This is a genomic window from Mycobacterium sp. P2_H7, assembly GCF_056403275.1.
Genome location: NZ_JBFUFU010000014.1, coordinates 58,419 through 82,784 on the forward strand (window position 1 = coordinate 58,419; position 24,366 = coordinate 82,784).

At 67.3% G+C, this 24,366-nt stretch carries 28 protein-coding genes; 17 read left to right on the forward strand and 11 right to left on the reverse strand.

Annotated elements, in window-relative coordinates:
* Positions 1-2 precede the first annotated feature (2 nt).
* Positions 3-896, forward strand: coding sequence for an alpha/beta fold hydrolase (locus AC1DY7_RS21720; protein WP_477495785.1), 894 nt, complete (start codon positions 3-5; stop codon positions 894-896).
* On the opposite strand, the gene AC1DY7_RS21725 is transcribed toward AC1DY7_RS21720, so the two are convergent.
* Together AC1DY7_RS21725 and AC1DY7_RS21730 are read right to left on the reverse strand one after the other, a co-directional pair.
* A complete protein-coding gene (locus tag AC1DY7_RS21725) occupies positions 883-1,641 on the reverse strand; it encodes a DeoR/GlpR family DNA-binding transcription regulator (protein WP_477495786.1) in 759 nt (252 codons plus the stop codon). The genes AC1DY7_RS21720 and AC1DY7_RS21725 overlap by 14 nt on opposite strands.
* A 38-nt stretch (positions 1,642-1,679) precedes the next feature.
* A complete protein-coding gene (locus tag AC1DY7_RS21730) occupies positions 1,680-3,650 on the reverse strand; it encodes a PTS mannitol transporter subunit IICBA (RefSeq protein WP_477495787.1) in 1,971 nt (656 codons plus the stop codon).
* A 192-nt stretch (positions 3,651-3,842) separates the two neighbouring features.
* Here AC1DY7_RS21730 and AC1DY7_RS21735 point away from each other — a divergent pair, with 192 nt between their 5' ends.
* Both AC1DY7_RS21735 and AC1DY7_RS21740 read left to right on the forward strand, forming a co-directional pair.
* The gene (locus tag AC1DY7_RS21735) at positions 3,843-4,925 is read left to right on the forward strand and encodes a zinc-dependent dehydrogenase (RefSeq protein ID WP_477495788.1); all 1,083 of its coding nucleotides are present in this window, start codon (positions 3,843-3,845) and stop codon (positions 4,923-4,925) included.
* A gap of 195 nt (positions 4,926-5,120) precedes the next feature.
* Positions 5,121-6,215: a GGDEF domain-containing protein gene (locus tag AC1DY7_RS21740; protein ID WP_477495789.1), complete on the forward strand. Its 1,095-nt coding sequence runs from the start codon at positions 5,121-5,123 to the stop codon at positions 6,213-6,215.
* On the opposite strand, the gene AC1DY7_RS21745 is transcribed toward AC1DY7_RS21740, so the two are convergent.
* The gene (locus AC1DY7_RS21745; RefSeq protein ID WP_477495790.1) at positions 6,191-6,565 is read right to left on the reverse strand and encodes a hypothetical protein; all 375 of its coding nucleotides are present in this window, start codon (positions 6,563-6,565) and stop codon (positions 6,191-6,193) included. The two genes, AC1DY7_RS21740 and AC1DY7_RS21745, sit on opposite strands and share 25 nt — an antisense overlap.
* 11 nt (positions 6,566-6,576) lie before the next feature.
* Positions 6,577-7,443 (reverse strand): alpha/beta fold hydrolase, encoded by an 867-nt coding sequence (locus AC1DY7_RS21750; RefSeq protein WP_477495791.1) that lies wholly within the window; start codon positions 7,441-7,443, stop codon positions 6,577-6,579.
* Between the two features lie 145 nt (positions 7,444-7,588).
* Here AC1DY7_RS21750 and AC1DY7_RS21755 point away from each other — a divergent pair, with 145 nt between their 5' ends.
* The 10 genes from AC1DY7_RS21755 to AC1DY7_RS21800 all read left to right on the forward strand — a co-directional run bounded on the left by AC1DY7_RS21755 (position 7,589) and on the right by AC1DY7_RS21800 (position 16,308).
* The gene (locus AC1DY7_RS21755) at positions 7,589-9,001 is read left to right on the forward strand and encodes an NAD(P)H-hydrate dehydratase (protein WP_477495792.1); all 1,413 of its coding nucleotides are present in this window, start codon (positions 7,589-7,591) and stop codon (positions 8,999-9,001) included.
* 12 nt (positions 9,002-9,013) lie between these two features.
* Positions 9,014-10,396 carry a glutamate decarboxylase gene (gene gad / locus AC1DY7_RS21760; protein ID WP_477495793.1) on the forward strand — a complete coding sequence of 461 codons (1,383 nt, stop codon included), beginning with the start codon at positions 9,014-9,016 and terminating at the stop codon, positions 10,394-10,396.
* A gap of 94 nt (positions 10,397-10,490) precedes the next feature.
* Positions 10,491-11,636: an alanine racemase gene (gene alr / locus AC1DY7_RS21765; protein WP_477495794.1), complete on the forward strand. Its 1,146-nt coding sequence runs from the start codon at positions 10,491-10,493 to the stop codon at positions 11,634-11,636.
* 5 nt (positions 11,637-11,641) lie between these two features.
* Positions 11,642-12,757 carry an alpha/beta fold hydrolase gene (locus AC1DY7_RS21770; protein WP_477495795.1) on the forward strand — a complete coding sequence of 372 codons (1,116 nt, stop codon included), beginning with the start codon at positions 11,642-11,644 and terminating at the stop codon, positions 12,755-12,757.
* Positions 12,750-13,214 carry a tRNA (adenosine(37)-N6)-threonylcarbamoyltransferase complex ATPase subunit type 1 TsaE gene (gene tsaE / locus AC1DY7_RS21775; protein ID WP_477495796.1) on the forward strand — a complete coding sequence of 155 codons (465 nt, stop codon included), beginning with the start codon at positions 12,750-12,752 and terminating at the stop codon, positions 13,212-13,214. Before AC1DY7_RS21770 ends, tsaE begins: the two co-directional genes overlap by 8 nt.
* Entirely contained in the window at positions 13,211-13,843 is a 633-nt protein-coding gene (gene tsaB, locus AC1DY7_RS21780) for a tRNA (adenosine(37)-N6)-threonylcarbamoyltransferase complex dimerization subunit type 1 TsaB (RefSeq protein WP_477495797.1), read from the forward strand. Before tsaE ends, tsaB begins: the two co-directional genes overlap by 4 nt.
* Positions 13,840-14,292: a ribosomal protein S18-alanine N-acetyltransferase gene (gene rimI / locus AC1DY7_RS21785; RefSeq protein WP_477495798.1), complete on the forward strand. Its 453-nt coding sequence runs from the start codon at positions 13,840-13,842 to the stop codon at positions 14,290-14,292. Before tsaB ends, rimI begins: the two co-directional genes overlap by 4 nt.
* Complete coding sequence (gene tsaD / locus AC1DY7_RS21790) at positions 14,285-15,343, forward strand: tRNA (adenosine(37)-N6)-threonylcarbamoyltransferase complex transferase subunit TsaD (RefSeq protein WP_477495799.1); 1,059 nt, start codon at positions 14,285-14,287, stop codon at positions 15,341-15,343. The genes rimI and tsaD overlap by 8 nt, the downstream gene beginning before the upstream one ends.
* A complete protein-coding gene (locus tag AC1DY7_RS21795) occupies positions 15,340-15,789 on the forward strand; it encodes a nuclear transport factor 2 family protein (RefSeq protein WP_477495800.1) in 450 nt (149 codons plus the stop codon). Before tsaD ends, AC1DY7_RS21795 begins: the two co-directional genes overlap by 4 nt.
* 234 nt (positions 15,790-16,023) lie before the next feature.
* Positions 16,024-16,308 carry a hypothetical protein gene (locus AC1DY7_RS21800; RefSeq protein WP_477495801.1) on the forward strand — a complete coding sequence of 95 codons (285 nt, stop codon included), beginning with the start codon at positions 16,024-16,026 and terminating at the stop codon, positions 16,306-16,308.
* On the opposite strand, the gene AC1DY7_RS21805 is transcribed toward AC1DY7_RS21800, so the two are convergent.
* Both AC1DY7_RS21805 and AC1DY7_RS21810 read right to left on the reverse strand, forming a co-directional pair.
* The gene (locus tag AC1DY7_RS21805; protein ID WP_477495802.1) at positions 16,262-17,023 is read right to left on the reverse strand and encodes a WXG100 family type VII secretion target; all 762 of its coding nucleotides are present in this window, start codon (positions 17,021-17,023) and stop codon (positions 16,262-16,264) included. The genes AC1DY7_RS21800 and AC1DY7_RS21805 overlap by 47 nt on opposite strands.
* 6 nt (positions 17,024-17,029) lie before the next feature.
* The gene (locus AC1DY7_RS21810) at positions 17,030-17,302 is read right to left on the reverse strand and encodes a WXG100 family type VII secretion target (protein WP_477495803.1); all 273 of its coding nucleotides are present in this window, start codon (positions 17,300-17,302) and stop codon (positions 17,030-17,032) included.
* Positions 17,303-17,497: 195 nt separating this feature from the next.
* Here AC1DY7_RS21810 and groES point away from each other — a divergent pair, with 195 nt between their 5' ends.
* From groES to AC1DY7_RS21825, 3 genes are all read left to right on the forward strand, one after another.
* Positions 17,498-17,800 (forward strand): co-chaperone GroES, encoded by a 303-nt coding sequence (gene groES, locus AC1DY7_RS21815; protein WP_036421278.1) that lies wholly within the window; start codon positions 17,498-17,500, stop codon positions 17,798-17,800.
* Between the two features lie 84 nt (positions 17,801-17,884).
* Positions 17,885-19,504 carry a chaperonin GroEL gene (groL, locus tag AC1DY7_RS21820; RefSeq protein WP_477495804.1) on the forward strand — a complete coding sequence of 540 codons (1,620 nt, stop codon included), beginning with the start codon at positions 17,885-17,887 and terminating at the stop codon, positions 19,502-19,504.
* Positions 19,505-19,693: 189 nt separating this feature from the next.
* Complete coding sequence (locus AC1DY7_RS21825; protein WP_477495805.1) at positions 19,694-20,296, forward strand: cupin domain-containing protein; 603 nt, start codon at positions 19,694-19,696, stop codon at positions 20,294-20,296.
* A gap of 119 nt (positions 20,297-20,415) precedes the next feature.
* Here AC1DY7_RS21825 and AC1DY7_RS21830 read toward each other — a convergent pair whose 3' ends face one another.
* From AC1DY7_RS21830 to AC1DY7_RS21845, 4 genes are all read right to left on the reverse strand, one after another.
* On the reverse strand, positions 20,416-20,727 hold the full coding sequence (locus tag AC1DY7_RS21830) for a DUF732 domain-containing protein (RefSeq protein WP_477495806.1): 312 nt from the start codon (positions 20,725-20,727) through the stop codon (positions 20,416-20,418).
* 102 nt (positions 20,728-20,829) lie between these two features.
* Positions 20,830-21,336 (reverse strand): hypothetical protein, encoded by a 507-nt coding sequence (locus AC1DY7_RS21835; protein WP_477495807.1) that lies wholly within the window; start codon positions 21,334-21,336, stop codon positions 20,830-20,832.
* A gap of 207 nt (positions 21,337-21,543) precedes the next feature.
* A complete protein-coding gene (locus AC1DY7_RS21840; RefSeq protein ID WP_477495808.1) occupies positions 21,544-21,714 on the reverse strand; it encodes a hypothetical protein in 171 nt (56 codons plus the stop codon).
* A gap of 110 nt (positions 21,715-21,824) precedes the next feature.
* Positions 21,825-22,022, reverse strand: a complete 198-nt coding sequence (locus AC1DY7_RS21845) for a hypothetical protein (protein ID WP_477495809.1) — start codon at positions 22,020-22,022, stop codon at positions 21,825-21,827.
* 190 nt (positions 22,023-22,212) lie between these two features.
* On the opposite strand from AC1DY7_RS21845, the gene AC1DY7_RS21850 reads away from it, so the two are divergent.
* Entirely contained in the window at positions 22,213-22,926 is a 714-nt protein-coding gene (locus AC1DY7_RS21850) for a cutinase family protein (protein ID WP_477495810.1), read from the forward strand.
* A gap of 74 nt (positions 22,927-23,000) precedes the next feature.
* On the opposite strand, the gene AC1DY7_RS21855 is transcribed toward AC1DY7_RS21850, so the two are convergent.
* Positions 23,001-24,317, reverse strand: coding sequence for a S1C family serine protease (locus tag AC1DY7_RS21855; RefSeq protein ID WP_477495811.1), 1,317 nt, complete (start codon positions 24,315-24,317; stop codon positions 23,001-23,003).
* Positions 24,318-24,366 lie beyond the last annotated feature (49 nt).

Below are 24,366 nucleotides of genomic sequence, written 5' to 3' on the forward strand. Positions count from 1 at the left end.
CGGTGAGCGTCGGTGGCTGGCGTAGCGAGTCGGCCCGCGCGCACTTCCGCACGGCCTACGAATTGGCGATGGCCGCGCTTTCGGTGACGGGTGAATGTGTCGATGTGCCAACCACGTTCGGCACCGTCCGGGCGTATCGTTTCGGCCCGGTCCGCGGTGAACGCCCCGTGGTTCTGCTGCCCGGCCGCAATGCGTCCACGCCCATGTGGGCCGACAATCTGCCCGGACTGCTGGCGCACCGCACGGTCTACTGTGTGGACCTGCTCGGCGAACCCGGACTGTCGGTCCAGCGGTTGCCGCTGACCGGCCCCGGGGACCAGGCGTGGTGGTTCGGAGAGTTGCTCGTCGGGCTGGGACTGGATTCCGTCCATCTGATGGGGGTGTCGTTCGGAGGGTGGACGGCGGTCAACTATGCCGTGCACAACCCCGCGCGGGTCGCTTCGCTGACCCTGCTCGATCCGGTGCTGACGTTCGCGCCCATCCCGATTCGCACCATGCTGGCCGTCGCCCCGATGGGACTGCGGAGTACACCGGACTGGCTGCGCCGTCGCGTGCTGCGCTGGATCGCCGGCGGCGCGGACGTCTCCGAACACAGCCCGGTGGCGGCGTTGATCGACGCCGGGACAACCGACTTCGCGCTGCACCAGCCCGCGCCCACCAGGTTCACCGATGGTCAGTTGCGGGCGTTGGACATTCCGGTGCTGGCGCTCATCGCCGGGCGCAGCGTCATTCACGACGGCCGCCTCGCGGCGGATGCTGCCCGGAAACTGTTACGGCACGGCGAGGTTGAGCTCTGGCCGTCGGCTTCGCACGCCATCAACGGGGAGTTCCCCGACGAGATCGCCGGGCGGGCGCATCGGTTCTGGGACGGTGTCGACCGGCTCAGGTCCGAATGACGCTGGGTCCCAAGGCCTCGTAGCGATGTGCCTCGGCAGAGGACAGCTCGGATCCAGTGACGACGGCTTCGAAGTCCGATACCTCGGCGAATCGGCAGAAGCTGGTCTCGCCGAACTTGGTATGTGCCGCCACGAGAATCCTGCGCCCGGCGACCTGCACGGCTGTCTGCTTGACGGCGGCGACGGCCGGGTCCGGTGTGGTCAGCCCGTGCTCGACAGTGATCCCGTTGGTGCCCAGGTAGGCAACGTCGATCACCAGGGTGCGCAGCCGATCCACCGCCCAATGGTCCACCGTCGCAAGGGTTCTGCCGCGCATCCGGCCGCCCAGTAGAAGCACCGTCACGGTGTCGCTGTGCGCCAGCGCCTCTGCTGCCCACAGTGAAGACGTCACCACCGTGAGGTCCCGGCCGGCGATCTTCTCCGCGATGAGCCGCGGGGTGAATCCTTCATCCAGGTAGACGGTTTCGGACCCGTGCAACAAGTCGGCCGCCGCGGTGGCGATGCGGTGTTTCTGGGCCAGGTCGACCTGACTGCGATATTCCACCGCGGATTCGAAGGCGACGGTCTCCAGGGGCACCGCACCACCGTGCACACGTTTGAGCAGACGGCGGCCCGCGAGGACCTTCAGGTCGCGACGAATGGTCTCGGACGCGACCTGAAGCTCCTCGGCCAGCGGAAGCACCTCGACGCGCCCCCTGGTGCGGGCGAATTCGACGATGCGAGTCTGGCGGCTCTCTGAATCCACGGCTGTCATTCTGCTCGGCGGGCGGGGCCCCTGCGAACTTACTTGGTCGCGCTGAGCACGGCCCGGATCTCCTCGGCGGAGTTGGCCTGCCGCAGCCGGGCTAYCTCATCCTTGTCCAGGAACACGTGCGCAATCCGGGTCAGCAGCGCCATGTGATCGTTGCCCGCCCCGGCGATCCCGACGACGAACTCGGCCGGCTTGCCGTTCCAGTCGATCGGGTCGGTATAGCGGATGAAGGAGATGCCGGTCTTGCGGATGGCACTCTTGGCCTCGTTGGTGCCGTGCGGGATGGCCAGACCGTTGCCCATGTACGTCGACACCGACTTCTCCCGTTCGTGCATCGCATCGACGTACGACGGATCCACGGCGCCGGCGGCCACCAGCACTCGGCCGGCCTCGGTGATCGCCTCGTCGGCGTTGGAGGCGGAGCCGTTCAGCACGATCGAGTCGAGCCGGAACACGTCATCGGCGGCTTCGGCCGGCTCGGCCTGCTGTTCGGCTGGGGCGGCGGTGCCGGTGCCGTTGGTCTGCTCCAGCAGTTCGACGATCTCGTCGTAACGCGGGGTGCTCATGAAATCGTCGACCGACACATGGATGGCTGACGCCGTGCGTAAGCGAGCCCGATCGGTCAGATCGCGGTGCGTGACCACCAGACCGTAGGTGTCGGTCAGGTTGGCGATGGATTGGTTGGTGACCTTGACGTCGCCGAAGCCTGCGGCCTGAACTTTCTTGCGCAGCACCGATGCACCCATCGCCGAGGAGCCCATTCCGGCGTCGCAGGCGAACACGATGTTGCTGATCCTGCCGGGGTCCCCGCCGATGAGCGCGGCGGCGACACTGGAGCGCTTGCCCTTGAGTGCCTCCATTTCCGCGGTGGCCGCGGCCAGGTCCGGGTCGTCGGTGGCGCGATCGGTCTTGAGCAGCACGGCGGCGACGGCGAAGGACACCGCGGTGGCTCCCAGCACCGACAGCGTGACGCCGAGGAAGCTGCCACTGGCGGTCTGCGCGTAGATCGCGATGATCGATCCCGGCGCGGCCGGGGCGCGCAGTCCGGAGCCGAACAGCACGTTGATGAAGACACCCGTCATGCCGCCGAGGATGGTGGCGGCCAGCAGCTTCGGCTTCATCAACACGTAGGGGAAGTAGATCTCGTGAATGCCGCCGAAGAACTGGATGATCGCTGCGCCCGGAGCCGAGGCCCTGGCCATGCCGCGCCCGAAGACGGTGAACGCCAGCAGGATTCCCAGGCCGGGCCCGGGATTGGTCTCCAGCAGGAACAAGATGGATTTGCCGGTCTCCAGCGCCTGCGTGGTGCCCAGCGGGGTGAGCACGCCGTGGTTGATGGCGTTGTTGAGGAACAACACCTTGGCGGGCTCGATGAAGATCGACGTCAGCGGCAGCAGGTCGTGGCTGACCAGGAAGTCGACGACGTTTCCGGCGCCGCGGGTGAAGGCCGAGACGATCGGCCCGATTCCGAAGAACCCGAACACCGCGAGGATCATGCCGAGGATGCCTGCGGAGAAGTTGTCCACCAGCATCTCGAACCCGGGCCGGATCTTGCCTTCCCACAGGGCGTCGAGCTTCTTCATGGCCCAGCCGCCCAGCGGGCCCATGATCATGGCACCCATGAACATGGGCACGTCGGCGCCGGTGACCACGCCGACGGTGGCGATCGCGCCGACGACCGCGCCTCGGTTGCCGTGCACCATCCGCCCGCCGGTGTAGCCGATCAGGATCGGCAGCAGGTAGGTGATCATCGGGCCGACGATGCCCGCGCCGTCGTAGTCGCCCCAGCCGCCGATCTTGGCGACCCAACCACCCGGGTCCTGCAGGTCACTGAAGATGCCCGGTAGCCAACCCGTCTTGATGAACAAGGCGGTGATCAGGCCCCAGGCGATGAACGCGCCGATGTTGGGCATGACCATGTTCGACAGCGCGGTGCCCAGCTTCTGCACCCGCACGCGCGCACCGGTGCGCGGCGCTTCGGTGGGGGTATCAACCAGGGACATCTTGTGACCTCCGAGTTAGTCCAGTGTTCTGCCGGCGGATGGGTGACGCCGATCACATACCCGCAAGTTAACCGCACAAGTGGGCACAAAGGCAAGCATTCACACGCAAATGGGCAGAGAAACCTGTGGATTTATGACCGTTCTGCGGTTATGGTCACATCAGCAGCCGTCGCAGACACTGGAGGATCAGTCATGAAAGCTCTCCGTTACTACGCGCCCGAAGACGTCCGCCTGGAAGACGTGCCGGAGCCGCAGTGCGGTGCCGACGAGGTCAAGATCAGGGTGCGCAACTGCTCGACGTGTGGCACCGACGTCAAGATCTTCCACAACGGGCACCAGAACCTGACGCCGCCCCGCACCCTCGGTCACGAAGTTGCCGGCGAGATCGTCGAGGTCGGCGCCAACGTGAATGCGACCTACGGCGCGAACTGGCAACCGGGCGACCGGGTGCAGGTGATCGCGGCCGTGCCGTGCGGCGAATGCCACGAATGCCGCAAGGGCTGGATGGCGGTGTGCCAGAACCAGACCTCGGTGGGCTACCAGTACGACGGCGGGTTCGCCGAGTTCATGATCGTGCCGCGCCAGGTGCTCAAAGTCGATGGGCTGAACCGCATTCCGGACAATGTCGGGTTCGACGAGGCGTCCGCTGCCGAACCGTTCGCATGCGCCATCAATGCCCAGGATCTGCTCGGCATCGAGGAGGGCGACACCGTCGTGGTGTTCGGCGCCGGACCGATCGGCTGCATGCACATCCGCATCGCCCGTGGCGTACACGGCGCCGGCCCCATCTATCTGGTCGACGTGAACGATCACCGGCTGAAGATCTCCGCCGACGCGGTGCATCCCGACGAGACCATCAATGCCGCCGAAGTCGACGTGGTGGCCCGGGTCATGGAGCTGACCGGCGGCCGTGGTGCCGACGTCATCATCACCGCCACCGCGGCCAACATCACCCAGGAGCAGGCCATCGCGATGGCCGCACGCAACGGCAGGATCTCGTTCTTCGGCGGACTGCCCAAGACCGATCCGACCATCACGTGCGATTCCAACGTCGTGCACTACCGCCAGTTGCACATCCACGGCGCCAATGGGTCCGCGCCGGAACACAACAAGCGCGCCCTGCAGTACATCTCGACCGGCCAGGTGCCCGTCAAGGATCTGATCACCCGGCACATCCCGATCGACAACGTGCTCGACGCCTTCGACATCGTCAAGAAGGGTGAAGCCATCAAGGTCACCGTCGAGCCCAGCGCGGTGGGGGCCGGGGTCCGCTAGGTCGACACTGCGCGGTGGTGCAGACCACACGACATGCTCTATTGTCGTGACTGCCTGCCGATATGCCCCTTCTGTTCAGCGAAAATCGCGTCGCGACCACGCCGGGGTCCACTTGTGGGCATCCGTCAATGTTGACTCCGTGGGGGCGTGGGGTTGCTGCTAGATGCCAGGGCACGTCGTGCCATAGCGCGTTCGTTGATCGAGTGGTGGACTACACCGGTCGACTACGACGGGCAGGTCGAGTATTTCGCCAAACGGTCGCTGGGCGGCCTGATCCAACTCCTGGTCGGCGGCGCGCTGATCGCCATCGGTCTCGTGATTGCGGTGGCCCAGTTCTCGGTCAGTGCACCGCCGACGGGCTACGCCCGGGCTGTCTCCATCGGATTCGCCGTCACCCTGTTCGCCTGGGCGGTGGTCTGGTGGGTGCGGCCGTGGCCGTCGCGGCGGCTGTCCCGCTTCATCCTGGTGTACCTCGACGTCGGCGTTCTCATCGCGTCGCTGTTGAACATCCGTGGCCTGGCGGGAGTCTTTGCGCTCAGTGCGATGATCCTGGTCTCCTTCTACATCGTCTTTTTCGACGGTCCGAAAATTATTGTGCTGCACACCATCTGGGTCACCATCGCGATGGTGTTGATCTCGGTCCAGATTGCCTCGGAGGTCAACGGCGACGTTCCGCTGATCATTGCCAGGGCGCTGGCCGGCACGGCACTCGCCGTCGCGCCCGTCACCACGCAATTCGGCATCTGGGTGCTGCGCAACGACGCCAATGAAGCCGAGACCGACTCGCTGACCGGATTGCTCAACCGCCGTGGCCTGTTCATCCACCTCGCGGACTTCCTGCGGCGCGGCCCAAAGGGATCACCCGAGATCATGGTGGCTGTCGTCGATTTGGATCGCTTCAAGAAAGTCAACGATGCCTTCGGGCACGCAACCGGAGACGAGGTCCTCGTCCGGACGGGAAGCCGCCTGAATTCGGTCGTCGACGGCACGGCCCTGGTGGCGCGCGTCGGAGGCGAGGAGTTCGTCGTCGTCGACTTCGTCGGTCCCGGAGAGAGTCGCTCCGTTGCCGAAAGTCTGCGGCTCGTGCTGGCCAGGCCGGCAGACCGCGCCGCGGTCACGGGCAGCGTCGGGTACGTCGGGGTGCCTCGGGACCGATTTGCCGGAACCGGTGACCCAGTGGAGGTCCTTGCCGAATTGATCGCTCACGCCGACGAAGCGATGTTCACCGCCAAGCGTGCCGGTGGTGACAACGTCGTCGGCGCGGATCAGCCGCCCACCGCTGCGATATAGGCCGCCATTCCCAGCCCACAGGCGAGGCCGCACAGCACCAGCGTGCCGGTCGCCCACGGCCAGGCCCGGGCGCGGCGGACCATCTGCACGATGCTGATCACCGTGCCTGCGATGGCAATCAAGATGGCGATCCCGAATCCGGTGAGCACCGCGGTGACCCCGGCATCGATATCGCATCTCTCCGGCGGGCAGTAGTCGGTGAAGGCGAGCATGAACACCGAGAAGAATGCGGCCACCGCACCGCCCGCGAATGTCAGCACCAGCAACGTGATGGAGATGCCGAGATCGACGCCGGAGCGCGGCGGTTTCACCGGTGGGGGCGGTGGAAACGGCGGGTAGCCGTAGGTCATGAGCGGTCACTTTAGCCGTGATGTTCACCGAGGAACGGCCGGATCAGGGCCACCGCCTCGTCGAGATGGCTCTCGAGCAGAAAGTGGCCGCCGTCGAGGAGGTTGATCTGCGCGTGGGGCAGATCGCGACCGAAGGCAGTTGCACCGTCCGGGCCGAAGATGGGGTCATTGCGGCCCCAGACCGCCAGCAGCGGTACCGCGCTGCTGCGGAAGTATTCGTGCACACGCGGATAGAGCTCCACGTTGGTGATGTAGTCGGCGAACAGTTCGAGTTGCGCCGCCACGCGTTGCTCGGTGGCGGCCACCGCGGCGTGGGCCGTCATCCAGGCATCCGGATCGACCACACTGGTGTCCGAAACCCCATGGGTGAACTGCCATTTGACGCCGTCCAGGCTGATGAGATTCCGCAACACGGCGGCATGGGCCGGCGAGCGATCCCGTCCATAGGCGAACAACGGTTCCATGGCGTCACCGACGAAGCCCTCCTCGTAGGCATTGCCGTTCTGGGTGATCACCGCGGCGATGCGGTCGGGGTGGCGCAGGGCCAGTCGCCACCCGACCGGGGCGCCGTAGTCCTGGACGTAGATCGCGTACCGCGTAAGCCCGAGATGATCGAGGAGGGCGTCGACATGGTCGGCGAGCGTGTCGAAGGTATAGGCGAACTCGCCGACGGGTGGCACGTCGGAGTGGCCGAACCCGGGATAGTCCGGTGCGATGACGCGATAGCTGTCGGCCAGCGCAGGAATGAGGTTGCGATACATGTGCGAACTGGCCGGTGTGCCGTGTAGCAGCACCACCGCCGGCGCGTCCGCCGGGCCGGCCTCGCGGTAGAAGATCTGGCGGCCGGCGATCTGCGCATGGCGATGGTGGGTGGTCATGACTCTGAGTCAACCCCAGGCGTTATAACCTATCAAGCCTATTTAGAAGGTTAGTGGTATCCCGGGCGAGGACGATCGGGCCCGCGGATCAGGGTCGGCGCGTAACGTGTTGGCGCGCGCGCATATCGACTGTGAACGGGGGCAGATGCGCCACTACTACACCGCCGATGTCATCCGCGCGGCCGAGGCGCCGTTGCTGGCATCCCAGCCAGACGGTGCGCTGATGCGGCGCGCGGCCCACGGCCTGGCGGCTGCCGTCGCTGCCGAGTTGCGGGCCCGTTTTCACGCCGTCGCAGGCCGCCAGGTCTGTGCTGTGGTCGGATCCGGAGACAACGGCGGTGACGCCTTGTGGGCGGCCGCCCTGCTGCGCCGCCGCGGGGTGACGGCGACGGCGGTCCTGCTCAACCCGGACCGCGCCCACGCCGCCGGACTCGCGGCATTCCGCCGGGCGGGTGGCCGCGTCGTCGCGGCGATCCCCCCGGCGACCGACCTGGTGATCGACGGCGTCGTCGGAATCTCGGGACGCGGCCCATTGCGAACCGACGCGGCAGTGGTGTTCGACGCCTGTGCCGCGCCCGTCGTGGCCGTCGACATTCCCAGCGGCCTCGACGTGCAGACCGGGGCCGCCGACGGCCCACACGTCCGGGCAGCGCTGACGGTGACCTTCGGTGGCCTCAAACCGGTGCACGCACTGGGGGAGTGCGGGCGTATCGAATTCATCGACATCGGACTTCGGTTGCCGCCCAGCGCGGTGCGCAGTCTCGAGGCGGGTGACGTCTCGGCACGCTGGCCCATGCCCGGGCCGCATGACGACAAGTACAGCCAGGGCGTCACCGGCGTGCTGGCCGGGTCGGCCACCTATCCGGGTGCCGCCCTCCTGTGCACCGGGGCGGCAGTGGCCGCCACGTCGGGCATGGTGCGGTACGCGGGTAGCGCGGCCGCAGAGGTGGTGACGCGGTGGCCCGAGGTGGTGGCCGCGCCCCGACCCGATGCCGCCGGACGGGTCCAGGCCTGGGTGGTGGGTCCCGGCCTGGGCACCGACGAATCTGCCGCGCGGACCGTGCGTTTCGCGTTGGGCACCGACCTGCCGGTGATCGTCGATGCCGACGCCTTGACCCTGCTGGCGGCCCAGCCCGACCTGGTGCGAGCCCGCACCGCTCCCACGGTTCTCACCCCGCACGCCGGCGAGTACGAGCGGCTGGCCGGGCACCCGGTCGGGGCCGACCGCGTCGGTGCCGCACAGGAACTCGCCGAGCGTTTCGGCGCCACGGTGCTGCTGAAGGGCAATGTCACCGTCATCGCGCACCCCGCGGCGGTGACCTACCTGAACCCGGCAGGTCAATCATGGTCTGCAACAGCGGGATCCGGCGACGTGCTGTCCGGCGTCATCGGCGCGCTGTTGGCCGCAGGCCTGCCGGCCGCGGAGGCCGCCGCGATGGCGGCATTCGTACACGCCCGCGCCGCGGGACTGGCCGCCGCCGACCCCGGGCCGCGCGCGGCGCCCACCTCGGCAGAGGGAATCCTGGCTCATCTTCGTTCATCCGTCGCGAAACTCTAGAAGGGACAACACATGCCACCTCGGCACACGCCCGGACCGTCCATCTCGCCCGCCTATACGGGGCGGTTGTCCACGGATCCGGTTCCCTCGCTGCGGTTGCCCGACGATTCGATGGAAGCCCAAGCGGCATATCGCTTCATCCACGACGAACTGATGCTCGACGGAAGCTCCCGGCTGAACCTCGCCACCTTCGTCACCACCTGGATGGAACCCGAGGCCGACAAGCTGATGGCCGAGACGTTCGACAAGAACATGATCGACAAGGACGAATACCCGGCCACCGCCGCCATCGAGGCGCGCTGCGTGTCCATGGTGGCCGACCTCTTCCACGCCGAGGACCTGCGCGACGACGACCCGTCCACGGCGGTCGGCGTGTCGACCATCGGCTCGAGTGAGGCCGTCATGCTGGCCGGACTGGCACTCAAGTGGCGTTGGCGCGACAAGGTCGGAAAAGACTGGAAGGGGCGCACCCCCAATCTGGTGCTGGGCTCCAACGTCCAGGTGGTGTGGGAGAAGTTCTGCCGATACTTCGACGTCGAACCGCGCTACCTGCCCATGGCCGAGGACCGCTACGTCATCACTCCGGAACAGGTCCTCGGGGCCGTCGACGAGGACACCATCGGCGTCGTCGGCATCCTGGGCACCACCTTCACCGGTGAGCTGGAGCCGATCGCCGAGATCTGCGCCGCTCTGGATGAGCTGGCCGCAGGCGGCGGTGTGGACGTGCCGGTGCACGTCGACGCGGCCAGCGGCGGCTTCGTGGTCCCGTTCCTGCATCCGGATCTGCAATGGGATTTCCGGCTGCCCCGGGTGGTGTCCATCAACGTCAGCGGCCACAAATACGGGCTGACGTATCCCGGCATCGGATTCGTGGTGTGGCGCAACAAGGAGCACCTGCCCGAGGATCTGGTCTTCCGGGTCAACTACCTGGGCGGCGACATGCCCACCTTCACCCTGAACTTCTCCCGCCCGGGCAACCAGGTGGTCGGTCAGTACTACAACTTCCTGCGGTTGGGCCGCGCCGGATACACCCAGGTCATGCAGTGTCTGTCGCAGACCGCGCGCTGGCTCGGTGATCAGCTGCGGGCCAGCGAACACTTCGACGTGATCACCGACGGGTCGGCCATCCCGGTGATCAGCTTCCGGCTCAAGGGCGACCCCGGCTACACCGAGTTCGACGTGTCGCACGCGCTGCGGGCCTACGGCTGGCAGGTGCCCGCGTACACCATGCCCGAGGGCGCCGAGGACGTCACCGTGCTGCGGGTGGTGGTGCGGGAAGGCTTCTCCGCGGACCTGGCCAGGGCGTTGAAAGAGGACACCATCACCGCGTTGAGTCACCTGGATGAGCTCAAGCCGAATGGTCACTTCGACGAGGTACAGCCGTTCGCGCACTGAGTGACGCGGGCCCGCCGACGGTGCGCATGTGATGGACATCTCGAGCGCGCTTCGCTAACAAGCCCGCCTTCGCGGGCATGCGAAAATGGTGGCGATGCAGACTACCGACGTTCTCGGCGCCCAGGCCCTCATCGATCTCGATGCGGTGGCCCACAACGTGGGCGTTCTCCGTGGTCACGCCGGGTCGGCCGCGGTGATGGCGGTGGTCAAAGCCGACGGATACGGGCACGGAGCGGCGCCGGTGGCACGCGCCGCCCTGGCCGCGGGAGCCAGTGAACTCGGGGTCGCCACCGTCGAGGAGGCGCTGGCACTGCGCCGCGATCGCATCACCGCCCCGATCCTGGCGTGGCTGCATGCGCCTGGGGCCGATTTCGCGGCCGCGGTGGCTGCCGACGTGCAGATCGCGGTGTCCTCGCCGGCCCAGATCGACGCACTGCTCGACGCGGCGCGGCACACCGGGGTGACAGCGTCGGTGACGCTGAAGGTCGACACCGGCATGACCCGCAACGGTGTGGCGGCCGCCGACCTGCCCGAGGTGCTCGCGGCGCTCCGCGCGGGTGCGGCCGAGGGAGCGCTGCGATTGCGCGGCATCATGAGTCACCTCGCCAACGGCGACGACCCTGCCCATCCGGAGGCCACGGACCGGCAGGTGCGGCGGTTCGACGAGATGCGTGAAGCGGCCCGCGAGGCCGGGGTGGACTTCGAGATCGCGCACCTGTGCAGTTCCCCGGCGGCGATGACGCGCCACGACCTGGCCTACGACATGATCCGGCCCGGTATCGCGCTCTATGGCCAGAGCCCCATCCCCGAACTCGGCGACATGGGGTTGCGGCCCGCGATGACGCTGAAATGTCCTGTCGCCCTTCTTCGTTCCGTTCCGGCCGGGGAGGGCGTCTCCTACGGCCACACCTGGGTCGCCCCGCACGACACCACCCTGGCGCTGCTGCCCATCGGCTACGCCGACGGTGTCTACCGGCCGCTGAGCGGGCGACTGGAAGTGCTGATCAACGGCCGCCGCCGGCCCAACGTGGGCCGGATCTGTATGGACCAGTTCGTGGTCGACCTCGGCCCCGGCACCCCGGACGTGCAGGTCGGCGACGAGGCTGTCCTGTTCGGACCCGGCGACCATGGCGAACCCACCGCGCAGGACTGGGCCGACCTGCTCGGCACCATCAACTACGAGGTGGTCACGAGCCCCCGCGGCCGGGTCACCCGCGTCTACAAGGGCGAGGCGGGCTGACACCGGTGACCGACGACGAGACCCGGCCGCACCCCGACCGGGGCAGAGCGCCCTGGCTGGCCGGTCTCGCCGGACTGGTCGCGGTGGGAGCAGGCGCCGGAGTGTCGGTGGCACGGTCGGTCGCACGCCGGATCGCCGACGAGGACCCGTTTCTGGACGAGGATTTCGAGCTGATCGAGGCCGACCGCAGCGTCGTCGTCACCACCCCGGACGGGGTACCGCTCGCGGTACGCGAGGTCGGGCCCGCCGACGCGCGGCTGACCGTCGTGTTCGCGCACGGGTTCTGTCTTCGGATGGGCGCCTTCCATTTCCAGCGCGCCCGGCTCGCCGAACAGTGGGGCAACCAGGTCCGCATGGTGTTCTACGACCAGCGCGGCCACGGACTGTCCGGCGATGCCCCACCCGACACCTTCACGGTCCCGCAGTTGGGTCAGGACCTGGAAGCGGTCCTCGCGGTGATGGCACCCCGTGGTCCCGTCGTCCTGGTCGGCCACTCGATGGGCGGCATGACGGTGCTCTCACATGCCCGCCAGTTCCCGAAGCTCTACCCCAGCCGGATCGTCGGCGCGGCGATGATCGCCTCTGCAGCGGAAGGGGTTTCGCGCTCACCGCTCGGGGAGATCCTGCGCAACCCGGCCCTGGAGGCCGCCCGCTTCGCCGTCCGCTATGCGCCCAAGACGGTGAACCACGGCCGCGGCGCCGCCCGATCGGTCATCGGCCCGGTCCTGCGGGCCGCCTCGTACGGTGACGAGAAGGTCAGCCGCAGCGTCGTCGCGTTCTCCGAGAAGATGATGCACGAAACGTCGATGACGACGATGGTCGGATTCCTGCACGCCCTCGAAGTGCACGACGAGACGGCCGGACTCAAGACCCTGGCGAAGGTCCCGACGCTCATCGCGTGCGGTGACCATGATCTGCTTACCCCGATGGAGTACTCGCAGGAGATGGCGGTGTCGCTGCCGAAATCGGAACTGGTGGTCGTCGAGGGTGCCGGGCATCTGGTGCAGCTGGAACAGCCCGAAGTCATCGACGACGCCCTGGTGCGACTGGTGGAACGCGCCACCCCGTCCAAGCTCATCGCACTGACCCGGCGCCTGAAAGCGCGGGCCCGGCATGGCTGAACGGGAAGGCGGGACGGCGCAACTCCCGACCGAGGGTGACACGATCGCGCTCGGGGCTCGCTTGGGTGCGCAGCTGCGCGCCGGGGACGTGGTGGTGCTCGCCGGGCCGCTGGGCGCGGGAAAGACGGTGCTGGCCCGGGGAATTGCGCAGGCGATGGATGTCGACGGGCCGGTCACGTCGCCGACCTATGTGCTGGCCCGCGTGCATCCGGCACGCCGGGCCGAAACCCCCGCCCTGATCCACGTGGACATCTACCGGCTGCTGGACCAGACCGATGACATTCTCGGCGAACTGGATTCGCTGGATCTGGACACCGATCTGGAGGATGCCGTCGTGGTGGTGGAATGGGGCGAAGGGCTGGCCGAGCGGCTGTCGGACAACCATTTGGACATCCGGTTGGAGCGCGACGCCGAGACCGACACCCGAACCGCGACGTGGCAATGGAGTGTGGCATGACGCTGGTGCTCGCCATCGACACCGCGACGCCTGCGGTGACGGCCGGGATCGTCTCGGTGGGGGACACCCGCACCATGCTGGCCGAGCGGATCACCGTGGACGCCCGGGCTCACGCCGAATGCCTCACCCCGAATGTGCTTGCCGCCCTTGCTGACAGCGGCAGGACGATGGGCGATCTGGATGCTGTGGTGGTCGGGTGCGGGCCGGGTCCGTTCACCGGTCTGCGGGTGGGGATGGCGACCGCCGCGGCCTACGGGCATGCGCTGGGCATCCCGGTGTTCGGCGTGTGCAGCCTGGACGCGATCGGCGGCGCAACTCGCGGGGATGTCCTGGTGGTGACCGATGCCCGCCGCCGTGAGGTGTACTGGGCGCGTTACCGCGATGGGGTCCGCATCGGCGGCCCCGACGTGAGCGCACCGGCAGATGTGGTGTTCGACGGGGTGGAAGCGGTGGCCGGATCGCCCGTGCATGCCGCGGCGTTCGGCCTTCCGGTGATCGGACCCGAGTATCCGTCGTCCGCGGACCTGGCTGCCGTGGTGGTGGATTGGTCCGTCGAGCCGGAGCCGTTGGTGCCGATGTACCTGCGCCGCCCGGACGCCAAGTCGCTGGCCGAACGGGGCCTGGCGTGACCGTGATCGATGCACTGACCGTATTGGACGCGGATCGGTGTGCCGAACTGGAGGCGCAGCTGTTCGACGGGGATGACCCGTGGCCGCCGTCGGCATTCCTGCAGGCCTTGGAGGCCAGACACACCCACTACGTGGCGGCGCGGGACGGTCAACGGTTGGTGGGCTACGCCGGAATCGCCCGGCTGGGCCGGATACCGCCGTTCGAGTACGAGGTGCACACCATCGGCGTGGACCCCGATCACCAGGGCGTCGGAATCGGCAGGCTGCTCCTGGCGGATCTGCTGGAGTTCGCCGGCCGCGGCGTGGTGTTCCTGGAGGTTCGCACCGACAACGACGCGGCGATCACCTTGTACGAAAGCGTCGGTTTCGTGACGGTGGGCCTGCGCAAGCGGTACTACAAGGTCAGCGGTGCCGACGCCTACACCATGAAGCGAGACCCTCATGCCTAACCCCGAGTCGCTGCGCTCCTGCCCGCCGCCAAAGATCATCCTGGCCATCGAAAGCTCCTGTGACGAAACAGGAGTCGGCATCGCCCGGCTGGAGAACGGCACCGTCACACTGCTGGCCGACGAGGTGGCGTCCAGCGTCGACGAACATGCCCGCTTCGGTGGCGTGGTGCCTGAGATCGCGTCGCGCGCGCATCTGGAATCGCTGGGGCCGACCATGCGCCGGGCCCTGGCGACCGCCGGGGTGACCCGTCCCGACGTGGTGGCCGCCACCATCGGCCCCGGCCTGGCCGGGGCTCTGCTGGTCGGGGTCGCCGCGGCGAAGGCGTACGCGGCGGCCTGGGGCGTGCCGTTCTACGCGGTGAACCACCTGGGTGGGCACCTTGCCGCCGACGTGTATGACCATGGCCCGCTGCCGGAATGCGTGGGGCTGCTGGTGTCCGGCGGGCACACCGAGTTGTTGCACGTGCGCTCACTCGGCGAGCCCATCGTCGAACTCGGCAGCACCGTCGACGACGCGGCGGGGGAGGCCTACGACAAGGTGGCCCGGCTGCTCGGGCTGCCTTATCCGGGCGGGCGGCCGCTGGACGAGCTGGCCCGCACCGGTGATCGCACGGCCATCGTGTTCCCGCGCGGGATGACCGGACCGCGCGATGGGGCGTACACGTTCAGCTTCTCCGGGCTCAAGACCGCGGTGGCGCGGCACATGGAGCGCCACCCGGACGCGGTGCACGCCGACGTGGCGGCCGGATTCCAGGAATCGGTCGCAGACGTGCTGACGGCCAAGGCGGTGCGTGCCGCCACCGATCTGGGGGTGTCGACGCTGCTGATCGCCGGCGGCGTCGCGGCCAACTCTCGGGTGCGCGAACTTGCCGAAGAGCGCTGTAACGCAGCGGGATTGACGTTGCGGGTGCCGCGGCCGCGGTTGTGCACCGACAACGGCGCGATGATCGCATCATTCGCTGCGCACCTGATCGACGCGGGTGCGCCGCCGTCCCCGCTGAGCGTGGCCAGCGATCCCGGCCTGCCGGTGGTGAAGGGACAAGTGGCATGAGCCCGTCGGACGACGTGACCCGGCTCTTGTACACCTACGCCGAGCTGATCGACGCCGGCGACTTCGACGGCGTCGGACAGTTGTTGGGCCGCGCGACCTTCGGCGGTCCTGCCTCCGGCTCGGCGTCGGGTGCGGAGACGATCGCCGGGCTGTTCGCGATGACCACCCGCCGTTACCCCGAGCACGGCAACCGTCCGCGCACCCGTCACCTGGTGCTCAATCCCATCGTCGACGTGGACGGCGAGACAGCAACGGCGCGTTCCACGTTCGTCGTCGTACAGAACACCGAATCCGTGCCGTTGCAGCCGATCGTGGTTGGGCGCTACGCAGACGCGTTCGCCTGTGACGACGACGGCTGGTACTTCACCGAGCGCGTCGTGGACGTCGAGATGGTCGGGGATGTGTCGGCGCATCTGAACGTCGACCCCGCTCGGTACGGGCAATAGGTCAGAGGCGGAAAGCGTCGCTGTCGGCGGTGTATCCCTCGACCGGGCGCAAGGGGTAACCGTCGGGCAGGGCATCGTGACGGTAGAACGCCATGAAGATCTCCGCAGCTTGGTCGGCCGTGAAAACCTCATGGCGGCAGATGGTTTCATGGAGGTGACACCTGGAACCTCCAGTCCCGCACCGAGTCCCATCATCGCGGCGCCGCCGGCCATGGCGAGCGCATCGAGGGGATTGTGCAGCGCCGCATTGCTGAAGCTCGCCGCGCTGTTCACCACATCGGCGAGGACGTTGTGGGCGGCGTCGCCGAACTGCTCGAGCTCCATCTTGACGTACTGGGCCATCGCCGAGATGACCGCTTCGGCGGCAGCGACGATCGGGCCAACAATTGGGCGAGGGCGGACACCTCGGACTTGAAAATTGTCGATCACGACGCGGATGTCGTCGGCGATCTTCTTGATCTCGTCATTGTCCTCACCGGTGATGATGTCCCACACTTCCCGAATGCCGGTGAGGATTGACGATTCGGGACAGCAGATCGAGGATCGCCGCGTGGACGGCGTCGATCTGCCCGGCGTAGTCGACGAGGTTCGACGACACGATGACGCACTGGTTGAACAGCGTCGTCGAGTTGGTGCTCGACGCGTTCACCGCCTGGCCGGTCTTCTCGCCTTCTGGAACGTGCTGCCCGGCAACCACTCCGAAGGCGCCGATCATCTCCGCTTCGGTGGACAGAAACGCCGAGCCGGCCGTCGACCACGCTTGCGCCGCCGCGCGCAGCTGTCCGGAATCGCCATTCGGCCAGATCATGCCCAGAAACGACTCGACCAACGACCAGCCCGGTGGTGCACCGTCGAAATTGCCCTGCGCAGACGGTGCCAGCGGTGCGCTCGCAGGCGGGGTCGGGGTCACCGCGGGGAGCGGCGGCCCGCCGTTTCCGTGGGTGTTCGATGCCACCTCGGCGAGCGAGTAGTTGACCGCGCTGGTGCGCACCGCGTCACCGGTGCGGGCCATCCCGTTGGTGAGGTCGATCATCGCTTCGAGCATCGACTTCGCGGAGTTGTCGTAGGACCGGGCGTGGACGATGCCCGCGGGGTCATTCCCGCACATGCCCGCGCAACCGCCGAGGGCGGCGCTGAGTGCGTGAATGGCCTTACCGAGATCGCCGGCCTGCGTGGTCATGGTCTGGCCGGCAGAGTCCAGCGCTTCCGGGTCGACGACGATGGGCGGCGCCATCGGCGATCAGGACCACATGGTCAGGTTGGCCTGAGCTGCCCCGGTGTAGTTCTGGTGGGCCTTCTTGCCGGCCCGCTGCAACTCCTGCAGTGCCTCGCGCATCTGCTGCGCGCCCTGCGCCCAGCGGCGGTGCGCATCGGCCTGGGCCGCCGCCGCGGTGCCCTCCCATGAGGCGTGCAATCCGGTGACCTGCTGGTCGACCTCGGCGACCATCGCCTCGATCCGCTGCTCGAAGTCGGCTATCCGCGTCACGATCGCCATCAGTTCGTCGGTGTTCACCGGTGGAGTGCTCCGCCGATTATCGGAGCCCATCCTTGAGCGCTGGCACTCTCGTGTATAGAGTGCTAGATGGCAGCGGCCAACCCCAGCGCCGGCACCCGCGACGACGGAGCGAGGGCACGGGCGTCTGCCGAACACCTGGAAAACAGCAGGGCCCGGACAACCGGACCCGCACCCAACTAAGTGGAGGGCTCCATCGTGGCAGTCAACATCAAGCCACTCGAGGACAAGATCCTCGTTCAGGCCAACGAGGCCGAGACCACGACCGCTTCGGGTCTGGTCATCCCCGACACCGCCAAGGAAAAGCCGCAGGAAGGCACCGTCGTCGCAGTTGGCCCCGGCCGCTGGGATGAGGATGGCGAGAAGCGGATCCCCCTGGACGTTGCCGAGGGCGACACCGTCATCTACAGCAAGTACGGCGGCACCGAGATCAAGTACGGCGGCGAGGAGTACCTGATCCTCTCCGCGCGTGACGTGCTGGCTGTCGTCAACAAGTAAGCACCCCGTGCCCGCCCCGGAGATCCCCGTGTTCGCACGGGTGATGTCCGGGGCGGTCCGCGTTCTCCTCCCCAAAGGACATTTATGAGCAAGCAGATTGAATTCAATGAAACTGCGCGCCGAGCCCTGGAAGCCGGCGTAGACAAGCTCGCCGACGCTGTCCGGGTGACCCTCGGGCCGCGTGGCCGCCACGTGGTGCTGGCCAAGGCGTTCGGCGGACCGGTCGTGACCAATGACGGTGTCACCATCGCCCGCGAGATCGACCTGGACGACCCGTTCGAGAACCTCGGTGCCCAGCTGGTCAAGTCGGTGGCCACCAAGACCAACGACGTCGCAGGTGACGGCACCACCACCGCCACCGTGCTGGCCCAGGCCATCGTGAAGGCCGGTCTGCGCAACGTGGCGGCCGGAGCCAACCCGATCGAACTGGGTTCGGGCATCGCCAAGGCAGCCGACGCCGTGTCGGAGGCCCTGCTGGCCGCTGCCACCCCGGTGTCGGACAAGAAGTCCATCGTGCAGGTCGCCACCGTGTCCTCGCGTGACGAGGAAGTCGGCGAACTGGTCGGCGAAGCCATCACCAAGGTCGGTCACGACGGCGTCGTCACTGTCGAGGAATCCTCGACGCTGAACACCGAGCTCGAGGTCACCGAGGGCGTCGGCTTCGACAAGGGCTTCGTCTCGGCGTACTTCATCACCGACTTCGATTCCCAGGAAGCGGTGCTCGAGGACGCGCTGGTGCTGCTGCACCGCGACAAGATCAGCTCGCTGCCGGACCTCCTGCCGTTGCTGGAGAAGGTGGCCCAGGCCGGTAAGCCCGTGCTGATCGTCGCCGAGGATGTCGAGGGTGAGGCGCTGTCGACCCTGGTCGTCAATGCCATCCGCAAGACCTTGAAAGCCGTCGCGGTCAAGGCGCCGTTCTTCGGTGACCGCCGCAAGGCGTTCCTCGACGATCTCGCCGTCGTCACCGGCGGTCAGGTCGTCAACCCCGACGTGGGCCTGCTGCTGCGTGAGGCCGGTCTCGACGTGCTGGGTTCGGCCCGGCGCGTGGTCGTCACCAAGGACAGCACCGTGCTCGTCGACGGCGGCGGCACCAAGGACGCCATCGAGGCCCGTGTCGCACAGCTGCGTGCCGAGATCGAGTCCACCGACTCGGATTGGGACCGCGAAAAGCTGCAGGAACGTCTCGCCAAGCTGTCCGGCGGCGTCGCCGTCATCAAGGTCGGCGCGGCCACCGAGACCGACCTGAAGAAGCGCAAGGAAGCCGTCGAGGACGCCGTCTCGGCGGCCAAGGCTGCTGTCGAAGAGGGCATCGTCACCGGTGGTGGCGCCGCACTCGTGCAGGCCGGTGCCGCGCTGGACAGCCTGCGCAGCTCGCTGAGCGGCGACGAGCTGCTCGGTGTCGAGGTGTTCGCCAAGGCGCTGTCGGCTCCGCTGTTCTGGATCGCCACCAACGCCGGCCTCGACGGTGCCGTCGTGGTCAGCAAGGTTGCCGAGCTGCCCAACGGGCAGGGCTTCAACGCCGCCACGCTGACCTTCGGTGATCTGCTTGCCGATGGCATCGTGGACCCGGTCAAGGTCACCCGCTCGGCGGTGCTCAATGCCGCATCGGTCGGCCGGATGATCCTCACCACCGAGACGGCTATCGTCGACAAGCCGGCCGAGTCGGCCGATGACGGCCACGGCCATCACGGCCACTCGCACTAGGTAGTTGCTCTACGAAACACCCCCGGTCCTGTTGGACCGGGGGTGTTTTCGTTTCTGGCGAACTGGCCGTCGTCGGGACGGCAGTGGCCGTCGGACCACAGCGCTACCCATGCCGGCTTCGTGAACCCCGAATGGGGCGCTTGGGTGGCTGCCGAAGAAACACTCAGACGTTGGCCGGGGGTGTTTTGATTGACGGATCCACACAGCGTCACGGTGCAGGGGGGATCGAAGATGGCACACGTCGGAGACATGATCGAGCATCCATATTCCGGGGAACGCATGACCTTCCTCGAAACCGCCGCGACGACCGGTGGTGACTACCTCAAGGTCAGAATCGATATGGCCCCCGGAGGCTCGTTGCCTCGACCTCACATCCATCCGCATGCCGAAGAACGATTCGAGGTGGTGGATGGTCGGGTTCAGATCAAGACGACGGGCAGGACCCGGGTGGCTGAAACTGGTGAAACAGTGATCGTTCCGCGCGGCGCCGACCATGTGTGGGGCAATCCGTTCGCCGAATCAGCGGCCGTCGCGGTGACGGTAAACCCGGCATTGGATCTTGAAACGTTCTTCGAGACGTGGTTCGGCCTCGCCAGGGACGGAAAAGTGAACCCGCGTACACAAGTTCCCACTTTTCTGCAGGCGGTCCTCGTGATGCACGATTTCCGTGCCGAAATCGGGATGCCTGGAATCGCTGGAGTCGCACTGCGCGGGATTGGACCGGTTCTCGCACCACTGGCTCGCGCGCGTGGGTATCGATCGACGTATCGGCGATACAGCGACCCGCACTGAACACCATCGAGACGGCCGTCTTCGACAAGCCGGCCGAGGCCGAGGATCACGGGGACGGCCAGCACGGCCACGCCCACTAGTCCATGTGAACGTTGCGCTGCAACGCAGTCAGGTGACCGTCACAGCGTGTCGGGGCACAGATTGTGTTGCGCAGCGTGCACCAGCATGCGGCCGATGTTGGTGTCGGCAGGGTTCACCTGCGCGATCAAGTCATCTGCTGACTGCCCCAGGTGCATCCGATTGCAGGCCATGTATCCCTGCGCCACGGCGGCGCTGTCGGGCATCTGTTGGCCTGCGAAAGTCAGACCTGGGAAGTTGTTTGCGCGGAGTTCGTTCAGAAAAGACTGGTCGTCCGCGTGAGCCGACGGTGCGCCGACAAAGCCAACGGCAAGCATTGCCGCGGCCCCGATTCCTGCAAGCTGTTTTCGCATGTTCCCGCCCCCGGTTATCCCGCCGCAGTAGCTGACCACGGCACTTGCGATCGACTTCTGAACTCTAGGCGCGTCCGGCCCGTGCCCGCCGTGGAATCGCGGCTACTGGAATGTCGGCTGAATGGAAACCAGCCGGAATGTGCCCGGCTGGGTTTCGTCGGCCGCGAACCGAACCACCAGGCTGTCGGGTGGGAATCGGGTCGCAAGGTCGTTCAAGGTCCTGGGCAGGAACACCTTGGACTTGGCGTTGCCGTACCAACTGGGATCGTTGGGGTCCACGGAGAGGCTGTTCACGCGGTCGAGCGTGGCGTCCCAGTTCTGCACGGCCTCCGGCGGGACGGTGCCGAATCCCGTGGACTTCAGGTAGACATCCCCTTGTCCCGCAAGGGTTACCGTGTCTGTGCTGCCGACCGGAGCCCCGGTGATCGTCCCGTCGACGACATCGGTCGTCACGGATGCCAGCCGCGCGGTGCACACACCGTCCACGCCGGTGGCCGGCACGCAGAACCCGGGCAGCAGCGGGTCGGCGTGCGCCGGCGCGATGGTGAGGACGGCCGGGATCGCCAGTGCGGAGATGACGACGGTCGCACGGCTACGCGGGTGTGGCATTCGGGCTTCCCTTCGCGGTCACTGAACTGTATTCGTCATTCGCCTCGTAATGGTTACGCGCAGACGTCTCGGCGGCCCTCGCGAGGCTGTAGTTGTGGCGGCTTTTGTCAGGTGGCGGCGTGCGTAACTACAGGCTCGCGGTGCGGAGGTGGCGCAGACGACAACACCCCCGGCCGCAGGGGCCGGGGGTGTTGTGGGTTTGTCAGGTCAGAAGGCCTGGTCGACGAAGCCGTTGGTGGTGTTGACCTCGTCCTGGTTGTCGACGCTGTAGCTGGGGCCGGCGGGGCTGTGCACCGCAGCTTGGGCGGGTGCTGCCAGGCCGAGGACTGCGGCGGTCATGCTGGTGGCGAGCATGGTGGCGATGGAGAGCTTCTTCATGTCGATCATCTTCTTCTTCTGTTGTCGTTATTACTCTGATGGTTGAAACGGGTTGTGTGGCAGACGCATTCCGGCAGGCAGAAATTGATCTACCGCTGGCAGGAACGCGCTTATGGCCGCTGCCAGAACAGGAAGCCGTACGGGTCCGGCTGTGACACCGGCTGGCTGAAGTTGGCGCTGTAGTCACCCGACCCCGCGCAGGTGATGCTGACCCGGCTGCATGCCGGCTCGGGTGCGGCGGACGCGGCGGGTGCCAGACCGATGGCTGCCGCGGTCGCGAAGACGGCGATGCCGGTTGCTCGAAACATGTTGATCTTCATGCTGTTCCCCTGCTGAGTCGAAGGTGTGACCATCGTCTGCCCGCGGAGGTGCTCGGGGCATCCTGGTTGGCCTCCGTCTGCGATACCTGCTAGCCGGTATTCACAGCTGGTTGCCAGCAGCGATGTGGCGGAGGCGTCATCACGGGAGGCTCATCTCACCAACCAGGGAGGCCACACCATGAAGCTCGCCACCGGATCCACGATCATCGCCGCGGGGCTGTCCCTCACCGCGCTACTCGGGCCGCAGGCCACCGCCTCCGCGGCGCCCGGATGCCCGGACGTCGAGGTCGTCTTTGCGCGCGGGACGTTCGAGGCCCCGGGGATCGGTGCCACCGGCCAGGCCTTCGTCGATGCGCTCACTGCCCGGCTCCCGGGCGAAACGGTCACAGCCGACGCGGTGAATTACCCGGCGTCGCTGGACTTCACGCAGGCGGCACAGGGCATTGCCGACGGCAGTAACACGATCGAGTCCACGGTCGCCGCCTGTCCGGACACGAGGGTCGTCCTCGGTGGGTACTCACAAGGTGCAGCGGTGGCCGGCTACACCACGATGGACACCGTCCCCGCCGGATTCGCCCTTCCCGCAGGCATTTCCGGGCCCATGCCGGCCTCGGTGGCCTCGCACGTTGCCGCGGTCGTGATGTTCGGAACACCGTCTCCGCTGTTCCTCGGGCTCGCAGACCACGACGCGCCGCCCATCGAGATCGGCGGTCGCTACCAGGGCAAGACACTCGAATTGTGTGCGCCGGGCGATCCGGTGTGTTCGCCGGGTATCAGCCTGGACCGGGCGGCGCACAGCGCCTACAAGGACAACGGGATGGCGGGCCAGGCAGCGGATTTCGTCATCCGGCAACTGGCTCCGTCGGCGCCGTCCGTTCAGCAGTCCACGTAAACGGAAACGACCGCCGCAATGAGGGGGATGGGGGACATTGCGGCGGCCGTTGGTCATGGGTTATCGGCGGATGATCACGCCTTCCCGAGCGTCACCTGAGTTGTCTGAGAGGCACCGGACGGGTCCTCATAGGTCAGGGAGACGTTGTCGCCCGGCGCCTTTGAGCGCACGGCCGCGACCAGAGCCTCTGGGCCGTCGATGACCTGGTCGTTGACTTTGGTGATCACCACACCATCCGGGATGCCGGCATCCGCGGCCGGTCCGCCGTCGGCCACCTTGGCTATGGCGGCTCCGCTGGCGGCCCGCGCGTCGGCGCTGAGCTGCACACCCAACGAACCGTGGCTGGCGGTTCCCGTGGACACGAGTTCGTCGGCGATGCGCTTGGCCTGATCCGACGGGATGGCGAAGCCCAGCCCGATCGAGCCGCTCTCGCCGCCACCACCACCGCCCGGGCCGCCCTGGCCCGCGCCCAACGTGGCGATCGCCGAGTTCAGTCCGATCAGTTCACCGTTCATGTTCACCAGCGCGCCGCCCGAGTTACCCGGGTTGATGGCCGCATCCGTCTGGATGGCGTCCAGCACGGAAGCCTGGCCGCCGCCCGAGCCGTCACCGGCCGCCACCGGGCGGTTGAGTGCGCTGACGATGCCGGTGGTGACGGTGCCCTGCAGGCCCAGCGGCGACCCGATGGCCACCACCTGCTGGCCCACCCTGACGTCCTTGGACGATCCGATCGCGATCGGCGTCAAGCCGGAGACGCCCTCGGCGTGCACGACGGCGAGGTCGCCGGAGGGATCGGTACCCACCACGGTGAAGGGGACCGAGCGGCCGTCGGAGAACGTGACCGTCCGCGTGGCCCCGCTGCCGTCCATCGCTGCGGGCTGGGCGCCGTCGGGGCTGTCCGCGCCCGCTGCTGCCACGTGATTGTTGGTGAGGATGAGGCCGTCGGAGGACAACACGACGCCAGAACCCTCAGCCTCACCCTGGCCCATCTCGATTCGCAGCTTCACGACGCTGGGCATGACCTTGGCCGCCACCTGCTCGACGGAACCGGTGGGGGCGCTGGCGGCCGGCTGAGCCGTGGGCGCCTTCGAGACGGGGTTCGGGGACGCGACCGCGTGCGAGGGAGTGGCGCTTTCGGGATGCGCGAACCACGCTGTGGTGGCACCGATTCCGCCACCGGCCACGGCGACGGCGAGCGCGCCCACTGCGATCAACCCGGCACGGGAACGCTTGCGCGGAGTGGCAGCCCGATCAGGCTGCGGCGCAGCCTGATAGAAAGGAGGAACCGGTTGCCGGGTGGCATACCGCCAGTCATAGACACGCGGGATCGGCTGGGTCAGAGGGGTGTTCGGGTCGTGTGGCTGAAACGGTTGCTGCTCAGGGCTTGTCATCGTGACGTGTGCATCACTTTCTTGAATCATCAAACAGCACAGTTGCTTT

Bases quoted from the DNA above. Each gene is read 5' to 3' on its own strand.
- AC1DY7_RS21750 (WP_477495791.1), bottom strand. From the start codon at position 7,443: ATGACCACCCACCATCGCCATGCGCAGATCGCCGGCCGCCAGATCTTC.
- AC1DY7_RS21755 (WP_477495792.1), top strand. From the start codon at position 7,589: ATGCGCCACTACTACACCGCCGATGTCATCCGCGCGGCCGAGGCGCCG.
- AC1DY7_RS21845 (WP_477495809.1), bottom strand. From the start codon at position 22,022: ATGTTTCGAGCAACCGGCATCGCCGTCTTCGCGACCGCGGCAGCCATC.
- tsaD (WP_477495799.1), top strand. From the start codon at position 14,285: ATGCCTAACCCCGAGTCGCTGCGCTCCTGCCCGCCGCCAAAGATCATC.
- gad (WP_477495793.1), top strand. From the start codon at position 9,014: ATGCCACCTCGGCACACGCCCGGACCGTCCATCTCGCCCGCCTATACG.
- AC1DY7_RS21835 (WP_477495807.1), bottom strand. From the start codon at position 21,336: ATGCCACACCCGCGTAGCCGTGCGACCGTCGTCATCTCCGCACTGGCG.
- AC1DY7_RS21735 (WP_477495788.1), top strand. From the start codon at position 3,843: ATGAAAGCTCTCCGTTACTACGCGCCCGAAGACGTCCGCCTGGAAGAC.
- alr (WP_477495794.1), top strand. From the start codon at position 10,491: ATGCAGACTACCGACGTTCTCGGCGCCCAGGCCCTCATCGATCTCGAT.
- AC1DY7_RS21795 (WP_477495800.1), top strand. From the start codon at position 15,340: ATGAGCCCGTCGGACGACGTGACCCGGCTCTTGTACACCTACGCCGAG.
- AC1DY7_RS21805 (WP_477495802.1), bottom strand. From the start codon at position 17,023: ATGGCGCCGCCCATCGTCGTCGACCCGGAAGCGCTGGACTCTGCCGGC.
- tsaB (WP_477495797.1), top strand. From the start codon at position 13,211: ATGACGCTGGTGCTCGCCATCGACACCGCGACGCCTGCGGTGACGGCC.
- AC1DY7_RS21850 (WP_477495810.1), top strand. From the start codon at position 22,213: ATGAAGCTCGCCACCGGATCCACGATCATCGCCGCGGGGCTGTCCCTC.
- AC1DY7_RS21840 (WP_477495808.1), bottom strand. From the start codon at position 21,714: ATGAAGAAGCTCTCCATCGCCACCATGCTCGCCACCAGCATGACCGCC.
- AC1DY7_RS21830 (WP_477495806.1), bottom strand. From the start codon at position 20,727: ATGCGAAAACAGCTTGCAGGAATCGGGGCCGCGGCAATGCTTGCCGTT.
- tsaE (WP_477495796.1), top strand. From the start codon at position 12,750: ATGGCTGAACGGGAAGGCGGGACGGCGCAACTCCCGACCGAGGGTGAC.
- groL (WP_477495804.1), top strand. From the start codon at position 17,885: ATGAGCAAGCAGATTGAATTCAATGAAACTGCGCGCCGAGCCCTGGAA.
- AC1DY7_RS21745 (WP_477495790.1), bottom strand. From the start codon at position 6,565: ATGACCTACGGCTACCCGCCGTTTCCACCGCCCCCACCGGTGAAACCG.
- AC1DY7_RS21855 (WP_477495811.1), bottom strand. From the start codon at position 24,317: ATGACAAGCCCTGAGCAGCAACCGTTTCAGCCACACGACCCGAACACC.